Origin of the sequence: Stakelama sediminis, assembly GCF_014199335.1 — a bacterium.
Taxonomy (GTDB): Bacteria; Pseudomonadota; Alphaproteobacteria; order Sphingomonadales; family Sphingomonadaceae; genus Sphingomonas; species Sphingomonas sediminis.
Map to the genome: position 1 here is coordinate 787,697 of NZ_JACIJI010000001.1, position 14,164 is coordinate 801,860.

Sequence of the window (14,164 nt, forward strand, 5' to 3'; positions counted from 1 at the left end):
GTTTCAAGATCAGGCCGCCATGATCATCGGCTCCAGCCCGGCAAGGCGCGTACGCACCTCCACGCTCGGCAGTTCGCGCGGCGCCACGCCTTCGACTGCTTTCGCAATCGCGGCGATATGCGCGGGCGTCGATCCGCAGCAGCCGCCCAGGACATTGACCTGACCATGATCGGCCCAGCCCCTGACCAGCCCGGCCGTCGTCGCGGGCGCTTCGTCATATTCGCCCAGTTCGTTGGGCAATCCGGCATTGGGATAGACCATGATCAGCGTGTCGGCGATCTTGCTCAACGTCGCGACATGCGGGCGCAGCTGCTCCGCGCCGAACGAGCAGTTCAGCCCGATGGTCAGCGGCTTCGCGTGGCGTACCGCGTGCCAGAACGCCTCGACCGTATGGCCCGACAGGTTGCGCCCCGACAGGTCGGTCAGCGTCATCGACAGCATGATCGGCAGGTCGCGGCCCAGCACCTCGCCCGCCTCGATCGCGGCCATGATGCCCGCCTTGGCATTCAGCGTGTCGAATACGGTTTCGATCAGGATGAAATCCGCTCCGCCCTCGACCAGCGCATCAACCTGTTCGCGATACACATCCTTCAGATAATCGAAATCGATCTCGCGAAAGCCGGGATCGTTGACGTCCGGGCTCAGCGACAGCGTCTTGTTGGTCGGCCCGATCGCCCCTGCGACGAAGCGCGGGCGACCGTCCTTCGCGGTGAATTCGTCCGCCACCTTGCGCGCGAGTGCCGCACTGGCGACGTTGATCTCGCGCACCAGTCCTTCGGCGGCATAATCGGCCTGGCTGATGCGGTTGGCGGAAAAGGTGTTGGTTTCGGCAATATCCGCGCCCGCCTCGAAATAGGCGCGGTGAATCGCCTCGGGCACCTCCGGCTTCGTCAGCGCGAGGATGTCGTTATTGCCCTTCTGATCCTTCTCCAGCCCCAGATCGCCCGCATAATCGGCTTCGGACAGCTTGTAATTCTGGATCTCGGTGCCGAACGCCCCGTCGGTGATGAGGACACGGCTTTTCGCCTGCGCCAGAAATTGTTCGCGTGGGGTCATCGTCAAAAACTTCCGTTTGTGTCGAGCAAAATCGAGACACGTTGATCGTAATTCATGGCCCCGTTTCTCGACTTCGCTCGAAACCAACGGGGATGGGGGCGTATTTGACCTACGCCGCTGCTTCCACCTTTGCGCCGTTGGCGCGCAGGCCTAGCAGGTGGCAGATCGCAAAGCTCAGTTCCGCGCGATTGAGCGTGTAGAAATGGAAATGCCGCACGCCGCCCGCATAGAGTTTCCGCACCATTTCCGCCGCCACCGTCGCCGCGATCAGCTTTCGCGCATCGGGATGGTCGTCGAGGCCGTCGAACAGCCGATCCATCCATGCCGGAATCTGCGCACCGCACATTCCGGCGAATTTGCGCGTCTGCGCGACATTCGAAACGGGCAGGATGCCCGGTACGATTTCCGCATCGATCCCTGCCGCTGCGGCTGCATCGCGAAAGTTGAAAAATGCTTCCGGCGAAAAGAAGAACTGCGTGATCGCACGGTTCGCGCCTGCGTCCAGCTTGCGCTTGAGATTATCGAGGTCAGCCGCCTGATCGGCCGAATCGGGATGGCATTCAGGATAGGCCGCGACCGAGATTTCGAACGGGTGCAGCCGCTTCAGCCCCGCGACCAGATCGGCGGCATTCTGATAACCGTCCGGACGCGCCTGAAACTTCGCGCCTTCGCTTGGCGGATCGCCGCGCAGGGCAACGATATGCCGAACGCCCGCAGCCCAATATTCCTCCGCAACCTGATTGATCTCGTCCTTCGACGCCTCGACGCAGGTCAGGTGCGCAGCGGCATTGAGCGGTGTTTCTCGCTGAATACGCGCCACCGTCGCGTGCGTCCGTTCGCGCGTCGACCCGCCCGCGCCATAAGTGACGGACACGAAGCGCGGCCCCAGCGGCGCCAGCGTCTGGATCGACTGCCACAGTGTTTGCGCCATCTTCTCCGTCTTGGGCGGGAAGAATTCGAAACTCACCTCGGCATCGCCTGCCAGATCGGCAAATAACGGTGCATCGAGCGCGCGACGCGCCTCTTCCAACTGATCGACCGAAAGCGTCATGCCGCCTGCACCTCCAAACGCGCCGGGTCCGCCTTGCGTCCCAGCCAGATCTTCACCGTCAATTCGCCCCCTTCCAGCGTTTCCACCTGTACCGGCACCAGCCCCGTATTGCGGAACCAGCCGAGAATCTGTTCATCCGAAAAGCCCAGCCGCGCATGAGCGTCGCGCGTGCGCAGTTCCTCCCGCTCATGCGGCGCGAAATCGGCGATCAGCAACCGTCCGCCGGGGCTGAGCACACGTGCCGCCTCGGCAATCGCATCCTCGGGCTGCTGCGCGAAATGCAGCACATGGTGCAGGATCGCCGCGTCCGCCTCTTGCGCATCCAGCGGCAGCGCATAGAGGTCCGCCTGTCGCAACTCGGTATTGTTCAGCCCGTCCGCCGACAGCTTGGCGCGCGCCAGCCGCAGCATTTCGGGCGAGCGGTCGATGCCGATCGCACTGTCCGCGCGCGGCGCGAACAGTTCGAGCATCCGCCCCGTTCCCGTTCCGATATCGAGCAGCCGTCCGATCGACGCATCGCCCAGCGCCTCTGCCATCGCGGCCTCAACCTCGCTTTCGGCGATATGGAGCGAGCGGATCGCGTCCCATTCCCCGGCATGCGCCTCGAACCACGCAGTGGCTGCCGCCGTCCGGTCCGCACGTACCGCCGCCAGTCGCGCGGTATCCGCCACTTCCCAATGATTGGGGCTGTCCGTGCCCCATTGATCGAGCGCGGCAAGGATCGGTGCCACGACCGCCTGCTCCCCCGGCGTTACGAAGACCCAGCTTCCTTCCTTGCGGCGATCGGCGAGACCCGCATCGACCAGAATTTTTACATGCCGGGATACGCGCGGCTGGCTTTGTCCCAGCACCTGTGCGAGTTCGCCCACCGACAGTTCCATACGCCGCAACAGGGCAAGGATGCGCAGTCGCGTCGCATCCGCCAGGGCGCGGAAAATGTCGAGTGGATCGGCCATGAAAGCGGGATATAAAGATTTCTTTATATGCGGTCAATGCTGGAAGAATCGTTCATTCGGTTGCACTTTGACCATGCGCTGACTAGCGTCGCAGCCGTGTTTGACACAAGAAAGGGAAAGTGAATGCGCAAGGGATTGATATTGCCGGTCATGCTGGTGGGCGCGCTGGCGCTGACCGCCTGTTCCAAATCCGCCAAGGATGAAAGTGCGGCCGCCGGCAATACCGTTGTCGGCGATGCCAACTCCACCATGAGCAACGCAGTGGACGACCTTGACGCAGCCAGCAATCAGGCGTTCGGCGCAGCACAGAACATGATGGATAACACCGCCGACGCGATGGACAACGCCACCGATACGGATTCCGACCCGGAATAACCGGTTCACAGGATCGAATTGGGCGGGGCCGCGTTCGAAGGAATGAACGCGGCCCCGTGTCGTTTGGGAGAAGCCCGTAATGCGCAAATCTCTGCTGGTCGTTGCCCTGATCGCCCTGCCGATGACCCTGTCCGCCTGTGGCGGCTCCGGCGACGGCAGCGATTCCGCCCCCGGCGGAGTCAGCGCCGATCAGGCCAGAACATTGAACGACGCGGCCGCGATGCTTGATGCCAACAGCGTGTCGGCCAATGCGGTCGGCATCGAACCGGAGACCAATTCATGACTGATATTCGCACGCTCGGCGCAACCGACCTGAAGACTCCGCCGATGATTCTGGGCGGTAACGTGTTCGGATGGACCGCCGATGAAACAACCGGCTTCGCGCTGCTCGACCGCTTCGTCGAACGCGGCGGAACGATGATCGACACCGCCGATGTTTATTCGGCCTGGGTTGACGGGCATTCGGGCGGCGAGTCCGAAACCATGATCGGTAAATGGCTCAAAACGTCCGGCAAGCGAGATCGGGTGCTCATCGCGACCAAGGTCGGGATGCTGCCCGGCGAAGGCGGAGAGGGTTTGCAACCGGCGCGGATCGCCGCGGCGTGCGAGGCGTCACTGAAGCGGCTGGGAACCGACCGCATTGATCTCTACTACGCCCATCGCGACGACGAAAACGTCCCGCAGGAAGCGGTTCTGGAAGCCTTCGGGAAACTGATCGAGGCGGGCAAGATACGCGTCCTCGGCGCATCCAATTTCCATGCCATGCGGCTGAAATCTGCGCTCGACTGTGCCACCGCCAACGATCTGCCGCACTATCACGTGCTGCAACCCGAATATAATCTGGTCAGCCGCTCCAAATTCGAGGGTGAATTGCAGGATCTGTGCATCGAGCACAATATCGGCGTCGCACCCTATTACGGCCTCGCATCAGGCTTCCTGACCGGCAAATATCGCAGCAAGGAGGATCTCGGCAAAAGCGTGCGCGGCGGACGCATGAGCGAGCTGCTGGATGGCAAGGGACAGGATGTGCTTGCAGCCATGGACAAGGTAGCCGACGAAACCGGCGCAAGCCTCGCCCAGATCGCGCTGGCATGGCTGGCCGCACAACCGGGCGTTACCGCCCCGATCGCCAGCGCCACCAGTGTCGAACAGCTCGACGAACTGATCGCAAGCTGGGACGTACATCTGACCGAACCGCAACTGGCGATGCTGGATGCAGCGGGACAACCCGCCCTGACCGACTGACGCCCGGCAGGTCAGAAAACCGTTCCCGCCTTTCGGAGGTACGGCGTGTGTCGATGAGAACAGCGCCGGTGGGAGGCTATTGCCTTCCAATATCGTCTGAAATGCCTATTTTTGGAATAAAGTTTCAAATGAAACTACGATAAGAAGCATTGTTGCAAATATGTCATATCTGTGACGTTTTTTGCATCACCCTGCTTATCCTCTCTTGCCTCATGTTGCAGTGCACTATTTGTTGAGGCGGTTGTTCGGTTTTGAGTTCCGACGGCGCCGCATGGGGATGCGCCGCGCCGTTGAGCGACGGGGGGCGCCGGACTGAGAGCCAGATACCAGTCAGGGAGTTCCAGATTTATGCGCCTTCAGCCGTTGCTGCTCAGCAGCGTTGCCCTCGCCGTCGTCGCGGCAGTTCCCGCCGCAGCACAGACCAGTTCAACCACCGCTGCCACCACAAGCGACCAGAATGCCAAGGACGCTGCCGGAACCGACATCATCGTTACCGGAACGCGCGCGCAGGGCCGTACCCGGCTCGACAGCATATCTCCGGTAGATGTGCTGTCGGCATCCGCCCTCCAAAATCAGGGCACGACCGAAACCGCCGCGGCGCTGGCCAATGTGGCCCCGTCGATCGACTTTCCGCGTCCGGCTGTAACCGATGCCACCGACGCGATCCGGCCCGCGACGCTGCGCGGCATGTCGCCTGACCAGACGCTGGTCCTGATCAACGGCATTCGCGCCCATCCCTCCGCTTTGCTCAACATCAACGGGTCGGTGGGACGCGGCGCGGCGGCGGTCGACCTCAACACGGTTCCGACCGCGGCACTGGAAAGCATCGAAGTGCTACGCGACGGCGCATCCGCACTCTACGGGTCGGATGCCATCGCCGGCGTGGTCAACCTGCGCCTGAGGCAGGCACGCACCGGTGGCGGCGCCAGCGTCACCTTCGGCGGCTATGACACACATGTTCCCGCACCGGTGGACCCACGCCATGTCAATGACGGCGGCACCACCACCGCATCATTGTGGCAGAATATCGCACTGCCCAATGACGGCTATCTGGATGTGACCGGCGAATATATGCGCCGCAATCCGACCAGTCGCGGCGACATCGATCCGCGCGACAAGCCTTATATCGTACGTTCGCGTTTCGGCGACCCGGACGTGCACCAATATACCGGCTATGCCAATCTGGGCCTGCCGATCGGAACGACCGGCTGGAAAATCGTTGGCTGGGGCGGCTATCAGTATCGCCGCACGCAATCGGCAGCATTCCCCCGCAACCCCAGCAACACGAACAACGTTCCCGCCATTTATCCCGACGGCTTCCTGCCGCTTATCCAGACCAAGTCGCGCGACTTCTCGGTTACGGGCGGCCTGAAAGGCGCGATCGGAGCATGGGATACCAGCCTGACCGCATCCTATGGCAAGAACACGATCGACTATGCGACGATCAACACGCTCAATTCCACCTATGGAGCGAATTCAAAGACCAGCTTTTATGACGGCGCCATGTCCTATGACCAGTTCGTCACCAATCTGGACTTCTCGCACGATTATACGCTTGGCGCACTCAGCGACCTGACGGTTGCATTCGGCGCGGAATATCGCCGCGAAAGCTATGCGATCTTCGCTGGCGAACCGGAGTCCTATAATCACGGCCCCTATTCAGACGGCTTTACCGATCCGGACAGTTCGCTGTCGGCGGGTGCGCAAGGGTTCGGCGGGTTCAGCCCCGACAACGAGGTCAATGCCCATCGCGACAATGTCAGCGGCTATCTGGATCTTGAAGGCAAGTTCTCGACGCTGAGCGTCGGGCTGGCCGGACGACTGGAACATTATTCCGATTTCGGCACGACGGCCAACGGCAAACTGTCCGCGCGCTGGGACATCACCCCCAGCTTTGCGCTGCGCGGCGGTGTTCAGACAGGCTTCCGCGCGCCATCCCTGCAACAGCAATATTTCACCTCGATCGCCTCGATCATCGACAGCGGCAACGTCATCCTGACCGGCACCTTCCCGTCGATCAGTCCGGTGGCACAGGCGCTCGGCGGCAAGGCGCTGGAGCCTGAAAAGTCGACCAACTATTCGGCTGGTTTCGTCTTCCGGCGTGGTGGCTTCAACATCACCGTCGACGGCTATTGGATCGATCTTCGTGACGGCCTGGCGCTTTCGGAAAATATCAGTTCCGGTTTCAGCGCGGCTGTCAGCGATCTGCTCGCGCCCTATGGCGTGGCATCCGCCCGTTTCTTCCTCAACGGCGTGAAAACCCGCACACGCGGTGTCGATGTCGTTGCCAATTACAAGCTCGACACGATGGCGGTCGGCACGTTTAATTTCACGCTGGCCGGAAATTACAATGACCTGAAAGTCCTGAGCGTTCCCGAGACGACTTCGACGCTTAATCCGGCACCGACACTGGTAAGCCGCCAGCGGATCGTGTCGATGGAGGACGGGACCCCGGAAACCAAGGTGACGGGTACCGTCGACTGGTCGTCCGGGCCGGTTGGCCTTACCCTGCGCGGCACATATTACGGAGATGTCAACGAACCGGGCAGCACGGCGGCATCCGACCTGCATACCGGCGACAAGTTCATCACCGATATCGAAGCACGTTTCGATGTGGCGAAACAGTTTCACTTCGGTCTGGGCGTCGACAACCTGTTTGACGTCTATCCCGATGCGGCGCCAGCCGGATATGCGGCAGGTGTGGTTGCCTTCCCCTTCTACTCCCCGTTCGGCTTCAACGGCCGTCGGCTGTATGTGAAGGCGGGCGTCAACTGGTAACGATGGAAAGGGGCAGGGTCATCACGGCCCTGCCTCCTTCAACCCAGGATCAGAACCTAGAAGCGGTTTCCGATCAATCGCTGACGAACGCAAAAGGCGACAGGCCGCGTTCGCGGTCGTTGATGAGAAGCGCGCGCGCGGCCGGGGGTGCGGAACGTTGCGGGCAATCCTCGCGCAGACAGGCACGGCACCCCAGGCCCACCTGGGTCGCTTCCCCCTTCAGATCGATGCCGCGCGCAGCGGTCAGCGGCGCGGCCAGCGATGCCTCCACCCCCAGCCCGACCGCAAATTCCGCACGAATATCGCCCTGCCGCCTACCCGGCGGCTGTACCGTGCGCGCCAGCGTGAACCAGCGCTGTCCCGGCGCGCCCGACCCGGCATCGAGTTCAACCATCTGGCGGATCAGCGTACCGGGCCGGTCGAATGCGTGATGCAGCGCCCATAGCGGGCAACGCCCCGGTGCCTCGACCAGCGCCGCACCACTGGCGCCCGCATAGCGTTTGGAAACCTGCCCGGCGCGGTCGATACGGATCATGAAGAAAGGCAGGCCCCTTGCTCCGACCCGTTGCAGTGTGGTCAGCCGGTGCGCAATCTGTTCAAACCCTGCGCCGAAGCGGCGTTGCAGCAGTTCGACATCATAGCCCGTCGATTCGCACGCACGCAGAAATCGCGCATAGGGCATCATCAGCGCGGCGGCGAAATAGCTGGTCAGGTGGCGGCGATAGAGCCGCTCGGACGGGCGCTCCTCAAACCCGCCCGCACGCACCAGCGCCTCGATCGCGTCGCGCGCCTCGATCTGGGCAAGCTGGAACGCTGCGGCGAAGGTCCGCGATGCCGGATCGAGCAGTTCCGAAAGCTGCAACTGGCGCGCGTGCAGGTCGAGCCGTCGCAGCGTTCCCGGCAGCACATCGAACGGCAGGATACGGATGGCAAGCTGGTGCCGCACGCGCAGCCGTTCGGCGATTGCGCCATACAGGTCTCCCGCCCCCATCCGCAATTCGTCGGCAATTTCCTCCGCCATCCGGTCGAGATCGGCGAAATGATTGCGCCAGCGTTCGATTTCCCGCCGCACCGGCGCCACCGGATCATGCGTCCCCGCGGCCACGGGAGCCACCCCCTGTCCGATCCGGTCATAGGCGCGGGCGAACGCTTCCGCCGCCCCCGGTGCGCCCGCCAGCCATTCCTCCATCTCTGCCCGGTCGATCTCCAGATCGGCAAATATCGGATCGGCCAGCCGACGACGAAGGGCATCGGCACCCCCGCCGGGTTCGCTCGCCGAAAGCTGACGCGGATCGAAATCGAACCGTTCCGACAACCGCAGCAACAAGGTGGCGGACAGCGGACGCTGATTACGCTCGATCAGGTTGAGATAGCTGGCGCTGATATCGAGCAATTCCGCCATCGCCGCCTGAGTTAGCCCCGACGCCCGACGCAGACGTCGCACGGCATGCCCGGCGAACAGTTTTGAATCGGCCATATGCTCCGCCCTCGCTCTGGAAGCTCTATGCTGCCAGCTCTTACAAAGATTGTAAATATTTTACTACTTTACATATATTCTTGACTCGATCCGCACGGCACGACCGTAAATTCAGAACGAATTTCTTTTATATCCCGCAAATATTCGACATTTCAAAGCGTGAGGCCGCCACAGGTCACCACGGTTTGTAAAGGAAATCACAATGGCTACGACCTTTGAGGAATTGATCCCCGCCCCGCAAGGCAGGTTCGACGGTATCAAGCGCCCCTATAGCGCCGAGGATGTGGCAAAGCTGCGCGGATCGGTTGCGGTCGAACACACGCTGGCGCGCAAGGGCGCGAACAAGCTGTGGGAGTTGTTGCAGTCGGAAGACTATATCAACGCGCTGGGTGCGCTTTCCGGCAACCAGGCGATGCAGATGGTGCGCGCCGGGCTGAAGGCGATCTATCTGTCCGGCTGGCAGGTCGCGGCCGACGCCAATACGGCGGGACAGATGTATCCCGACCAGTCGCTGTACCCCGCCAATGCCGGGCCGGAACTGGCGCGCAGGATCAACGCGACGCTGCAACGCGCCGACCAGATCGAACATTCGGAAGGCGGCGCCACGCGCGACTGGTTCGCACCCATCGTCGCCGATGCCGAAGCCGGGTTCGGCGGCCCGCTCAACTGCTATGAAATCATGAAGTCGTATATCGCCGCGGGTGCCGCGGGCGTGCATTATGAGGATCAGCTGGCGGCGGAAAAGAAGTGCGGCCATCTGGGCGGTAAGGTGCTGATCCCCACCCAGGCGCATATCCGCAATCTCGATGCCGCGCGACTGGCCGCCGATGTCAGCGGTGTGCCGACGATCATCTGCGCACGCACCGATGCGGAATCGGCAAAGCTGATCACCAGCGACGTAGACGAACGCGATCACGAATTCCTGACCGGCGAGCGTACGCCCGAAGGCTTTTTCCGCCTGAAGGAAGGCACCGGCGTCGACCATTGCATCAAACGCGGTCTGTCCTTTGCCGAACATGCCGACCTGCTGTGGTGGGAAACGTCGAAGCCGAACCTGAACGATGCGCGCCGTTTTGCCGAAGCGATCAGGAAGGAATTCCCGAACAAGATGCTGGCCTATAACTGCTCGCCCAGTTTCAACTGGGAAGCCAATCTGGACAAGGACGACATCGCCAGATTCCAGCGCGAAATCGGGGCGATGGGGTACAAGTTCCAGTTCGTGACGCTCGCCGGGTTCCACCAGCTCAATTACGGCATGTTCGAGCTGGCACGCGGCTACAGGGATCGTGGCATGGCCGCCTATTCGGAATTGCAACAGGCCGAATTCGCTGCCGAGCAGAACGGCTACACCGCCACGCGGCACCAGCGCGAAGTGGGAACCGGCTATTTCGACAGGGTCGCGACCACGCTGGCCGGGGGTGCCAGTTCGACCACTGCGCTCGCTGAATCCACCGAAACCGCACAGTTCAAGAAGGAAGCTGCCTGAGCGCAGCGCCCTGACCAAGGAGATTGACCATGCAACTCGCAACCGAAACCGAAACCCCGCTCCGTCCGCAAGGACAGCCCGGCCGCGCCCGCGCCCTTTTGTCTACTGCCGATTTTCACTTGCTGCGCACCGCGCTTGGCGCTTATGCGAAGCAGATTGAGGACGAACACGAACTTGCGCGGATCAAGGCGCTGTACCACCGTCTGGGCGCCTATAGCTGATTATCTGTTTTCCTGGGGAGGAAAAGGTACCCGCCGGAAGCAACGCTTTCGGCGGGTATTTCTTTCTGTCCGTGGGAAACCACTATTTGCCGGTAAAGACCGCGTCACGCTTTTCAATGAACGCCGCGACGCCTTCACGACAATCGGCGCTCTGACCCGCGCGGCGCTGGTCCGCTGCCTCGATCGCCAGCACCTCTTCCAGCGAAGAAGTCAGTGCCGCCGCGACCGATTTGCGGATCATGCCATAGGCCAGTGTCGGCCCGGCCGCGAGGCGCACTGCCAGCGCGCGCGCTTCCTTTTCGACATGATTGTCGGCAACCACCCGATAGATCAGGCCATATTCCTCCGCCCGGTCGGCATAGATGCGCTCACCCAGCATCGCGGCCTCCAGTGTACGGGTGCGGCCCATTGCCTGCGCGAAAAGCCAGGTAGCGCCCGCATCGGGCACCAGTCCGATATTAACGAAGGCTAGCAGGAAATAAGCCGACTTCGCCGCGATGGTGAAATCGGCATGAAGCGCCAGAGAGGCCCCTGCCCCCGCCGCCAGACCGCTGACCGCGCTTACCACCGGCATGTCGAGCGCCGCCAGCTTCGCAATCGTCGGATTATAATCGCGGGTCAGCGACTCGCCCAGATCGCTTCCGCCGCCCGAAGCTGCCGCCGCTTGCAGGTCCGCCCCCGAACAGAAAGCGCGATCGTCTCCGTTCAGCAGCAACGCCCGCGCTCCTCCCGCCGTCGCTTCGTCGAGCGCGTCACGAATTTCCGCCAGCATATCGGCGGTAATCGCGTTGAGACGCTCCGGACGGTTCAGGGTAATGGTGGCGACATCTTCGCTCAGGTCGAACAGAATGGTCTGATAATCGGCCATAGATACTCTCCCGGTTTCCGAATGCGCGGTCAGCCCGCGCGCATTCCGATCCATGCCAGCCACAACCAGCCTGCGATCAGCGCGGTTCCGCCGATCGGCGTGATCGCACCCAGCCAGCGCGGCAGGCCGAGCGCCATCAGGTACAGCGTCCCGGCAAAGATCATGCCGCCGACAAGGAACAGGATCGCAGGCCCTTTTGCGTCGAAACGCAGCGCGACCAGTGCGGCAATGGCGTGGATCAGTTGATAATGACCGCCGGTCTTCAGCCATTCCTGCGCTTCGCCGCCGGCACCATGCGCGCCGAACGCGCCCGCCGCCACCGCCAGCGCGCCGGACAGCGCCGCCAGCATCATGATCCAGTTCATCGCATCCTCCTCTCGCGCCGCGCCACGTCCGTCTACCCGCAATCCCCCTGCGCATCGCGTGCACTGCGCAAATGGCTAAGCCCCTCGGGCACGCTGTCGCGCCCGGCATAGATATCGCCTGACGATTTTTGCGCCTTCAACCGGTTGGTGTCGAATTCGCGATAGTCCTGCTCGGTCTGGTTGATTTCGCCCTCATCCACGCCGACACATTGCATCGCGGCACGCGCCATCGAAATCGCGGACTCATAAACTTCGCGGAACATGCCCTCGACCGGGGCGTCGTTCATACGCATCATGGAGCGGCGGTCATAGGCGCGGACGAAAATCGCAGCATCGGGAAAGCTGTGGTTGACGCTTTCCAGAAATTCGCGGTCCATATCGTCGCCATCCTGACAGAACAGGATGAGCTGCGCATCGCCCGACCCCGCCTGTCGCAACATATCCAGCCGCCTGCCATTGCCATAGTAAACCGTCATGCCGAAGGTTCTGGCAGTTTCGATCATTTCAGGATCGGTATCGATCAGCGTCACCGAAATACCCTGCACCATTAGCATCTGGGCAACCGTCTGACCGAAGCGGCCATAGCCGACGACGACCGCGTTGGCGCCGTCTTCCTTGGGCGGTTGCAGGCCATCGACCTGCGGCTTTTTCTCGCTGCGAATTCGCCGCGTCAGCTTCATCAGAAACGGCGTGGTCGCCATCGACAGGGTAACGACCGCGCCGAAAATACTGCTTGCGACCGGATCGATCAGATAGGCATGCTGCGCCTGCGCGAACAGGACGAAGCCGAACTCACCGCCCTGACTGAGCAGCAGACCCAGAGCCAGCGCCTGTTGCCATTTCATGCGGAAGACCAGGCCGATCAGCGTAATCACAATGGCCTTAGTGACGATCAGCGCCGCTGCCATGCCCAGCACGAACAGCGGCCGGTCGATAATCGCATGGATGTTGAGCATCATGCCGATCGACAGGAAGAACAGGCCGAGCAGGATCGAACGGAACGGCTCGACATCGGCTTCCAGTTCATGCCGATACGGGCTGTCGGCCAGCATCACGCCTGCGATAAACGCTCCGAGTGCGGTGGACAGGCCCAGCGCATCCATAATCGCCGCCGCAGCGATGACGGTGAACAATCCGGCGAAAACGAACATCTCCCGCTCGCCCCATTTACCGATCAGCGCGAAGAGCGGTCGCAACAGGAAACGACCGGCCAGCACCAGACCGCCGACGGCCAGAACGGTGTAGAGCGCGAGCAGCCACCCCGGGGGGCCCGCCGAATCGGCAGGATTGCGCGACAGGATCGCGACGATGGTAATCAACGGAACGATCGACAGATCCTGAAACAGCAGGATCGAAAAAGCACGCTCGCCAAAGGGCGTGCGCAATCGCCCCGCCGATTGCAGCATCGGCAACACCTGCGCTGTCGAGGACAGACCCAGCGGCAACCCCAGCGCAATCGCCGCGCCAAGGCTGAATCCCGTTGCCCAGATCACCACCGTCAACGCGATTCCGCACAGCGCGACCTGTAACAGGCCCAGCCCGAAAATATCGCGCTTCATCCGCCATAATCGCGTCGGACTCAGTTCCAGCCCAACGAGGAACAGCAGCAGGGTGATGCCCAGTTCGGCAATGCCCATTTTCGATTCGGCACCACCGACGAGATTGAGCGCCTCCGGTCCGACCAGGACGCCCGCAACCAGATAGCCGAGTACGGCACCCAGACCGAAACGGCGGAAGAACAATACGAAAAACAGTGCGAAGCCGAGCAGGGGTGCCGCTTCGCGCACCAGCGATACGCCGCCGCTTTCCATCAGTCGGCGATGGCGCGGGTGCGCGCGTCCTGTGCCGCCTCGGCAGCGGCCTCAAAGGCAAGCCGGATCGAGGGGTGGCGCGCGGTGTGCGGCAAGGCAGGCGTGAAAATTGCCAGCCCCGGCCAGTCCGGCGGCCCGTCGCCGCCCGCCAGCCAGTCGGTCAGCGCATCGCGCGCCGCCGCCAGTTCCTCCGGTGTACGCCCAAGTGCGTTGGCGGCGAACAGCGAAGAGGATGCCTGCCCCAGCGCACAGGCGCGCACCAGCATCCCTATCTCGCTTACCGTTCCATCCGGCCCGAGGTTCACGTCCACCGTAACCCGACTGCCGCAAATGGGGGAGCGTTTCTCGACACTCGCCATCGGCGCTTCCAGCCGTTGCTGATGCGGAATATTCGCGGCAAGCCGCAGGATTTCGGTATTGTAAAGTGGCGCGTTCACTTTCGCTACTTAGGCCCCCCGACGCCAAGTTGCGAGGG

The 14,164-nt window shown here is 62.3% G+C and carries 14 protein-coding genes; 6 read left to right on the top strand and 8 right to left on the bottom strand.

Annotated features, from left to right (window positions below; all coding sequences use genetic code 11):
- Window positions 1-9: 9 nt before the first annotated feature.
- From FHR23_RS04015 to FHR23_RS04025, 3 genes are all read right to left on the bottom strand, one after another.
- Complete coding sequence (locus FHR23_RS04015; RefSeq protein WP_184001609.1) at window positions 10-1,056, bottom strand: homocysteine S-methyltransferase family protein; 1,047 nt, start codon at window positions 1,054-1,056, stop codon at window positions 10-12.
- Between the two features lie 109 nt (window positions 1,057-1,165).
- Complete coding sequence (gene metF, locus FHR23_RS04020) at window positions 1,166-2,107, bottom strand: methylenetetrahydrofolate reductase (protein ID WP_184001610.1); 942 nt, start codon at window positions 2,105-2,107, stop codon at window positions 1,166-1,168.
- Entirely contained in the window at window positions 2,104-3,063 is a 960-nt protein-coding gene (locus tag FHR23_RS04025; protein WP_184001611.1) for an ArsR/SmtB family transcription factor, read from the bottom strand. Before FHR23_RS04025 ends, metF begins: the two co-directional genes overlap by 4 nt.
- A 123-nt stretch (window positions 3,064-3,186) precedes the next feature.
- On the opposite strand from FHR23_RS04025, the gene FHR23_RS04030 reads away from it, so the two are divergent.
- From FHR23_RS04030 to FHR23_RS04045, 4 genes are all read left to right on the top strand, one after another.
- Window positions 3,187-3,438 (top strand): hypothetical protein, encoded by a 252-nt coding sequence (locus FHR23_RS04030; RefSeq protein WP_184001612.1) that lies wholly within the window; start codon window positions 3,187-3,189, stop codon window positions 3,436-3,438.
- Window positions 3,439-3,517: 79 nt separating this feature from the next.
- Window positions 3,518-3,721, top strand: coding sequence for a hypothetical protein (locus FHR23_RS04035; RefSeq protein ID WP_184001613.1), 204 nt, complete (start codon window positions 3,518-3,520; stop codon window positions 3,719-3,721).
- Window positions 3,718-4,683, top strand: coding sequence for an aldo/keto reductase (locus FHR23_RS04040; protein ID WP_184001614.1), 966 nt, complete (start codon window positions 3,718-3,720; stop codon window positions 4,681-4,683). The genes FHR23_RS04035 and FHR23_RS04040 overlap by 4 nt, the downstream gene beginning before the upstream one ends.
- 348 nt (window positions 4,684-5,031) lie before the next feature.
- Window positions 5,032-7,461, top strand: coding sequence for a TonB-dependent receptor plug domain-containing protein (locus FHR23_RS04045; RefSeq protein ID WP_184001615.1), 2,430 nt, complete (start codon window positions 5,032-5,034; stop codon window positions 7,459-7,461).
- Between the two features lie 73 nt (window positions 7,462-7,534).
- On the opposite strand, the gene FHR23_RS04050 is transcribed toward FHR23_RS04045, so the two are convergent.
- Entirely contained in the window at window positions 7,535-8,938 is a 1,404-nt protein-coding gene (locus tag FHR23_RS04050) for a helix-turn-helix domain-containing protein (protein WP_184001616.1), read from the bottom strand.
- Window positions 8,939-9,140: 202 nt separating this feature from the next.
- Between FHR23_RS04050 and aceA the strand changes: the two genes are divergently transcribed.
- Together aceA and FHR23_RS04060 are read left to right on the top strand one after the other, a co-directional pair.
- Window positions 9,141-10,424, top strand: a complete 1,284-nt coding sequence (gene aceA, locus FHR23_RS04055) for an isocitrate lyase (protein ID WP_184001617.1) — start codon at window positions 9,141-9,143, stop codon at window positions 10,422-10,424.
- Window positions 10,425-10,453: 29 nt separating this feature from the next.
- Window positions 10,454-10,645 carry a hypothetical protein gene (locus tag FHR23_RS04060; RefSeq protein WP_184001618.1) on the top strand — a complete coding sequence of 64 codons (192 nt, stop codon included), beginning with the start codon at window positions 10,454-10,456 and terminating at the stop codon, window positions 10,643-10,645.
- Between the two features lie 82 nt (window positions 10,646-10,727).
- Here the strand turns inward: FHR23_RS04060 and FHR23_RS04065 are convergent, their stop codons facing one another.
- From FHR23_RS04065 to FHR23_RS04080, 4 genes are read right to left on the bottom strand one after another with little or no spacing between them, the layout of a single operon-like run.
- Window positions 10,728-11,513 carry an enoyl-CoA hydratase-related protein gene (locus tag FHR23_RS04065; RefSeq protein WP_184001619.1) on the bottom strand — a complete coding sequence of 262 codons (786 nt, stop codon included), beginning with the start codon at window positions 11,511-11,513 and terminating at the stop codon, window positions 10,728-10,730.
- A gap of 29 nt (window positions 11,514-11,542) precedes the next feature.
- Complete coding sequence (locus FHR23_RS04070; RefSeq protein ID WP_184001620.1) at window positions 11,543-11,878, bottom strand: DUF423 domain-containing protein; 336 nt, start codon at window positions 11,876-11,878, stop codon at window positions 11,543-11,545.
- A gap of 32 nt (window positions 11,879-11,910) precedes the next feature.
- Entirely contained in the window at window positions 11,911-13,689 is a 1,779-nt protein-coding gene (locus tag FHR23_RS04075) for a cation:proton antiporter domain-containing protein (RefSeq protein WP_184001621.1), read from the bottom strand.
- Window positions 13,689-14,126 carry an iron-sulfur cluster assembly scaffold protein gene (locus FHR23_RS04080; RefSeq protein WP_184001622.1) on the bottom strand — a complete coding sequence of 146 codons (438 nt, stop codon included), beginning with the start codon at window positions 14,124-14,126 and terminating at the stop codon, window positions 13,689-13,691. Before FHR23_RS04080 ends, FHR23_RS04075 begins: the two co-directional genes overlap by 1 nt.
- Window positions 14,127-14,164 lie beyond the last annotated feature (38 nt).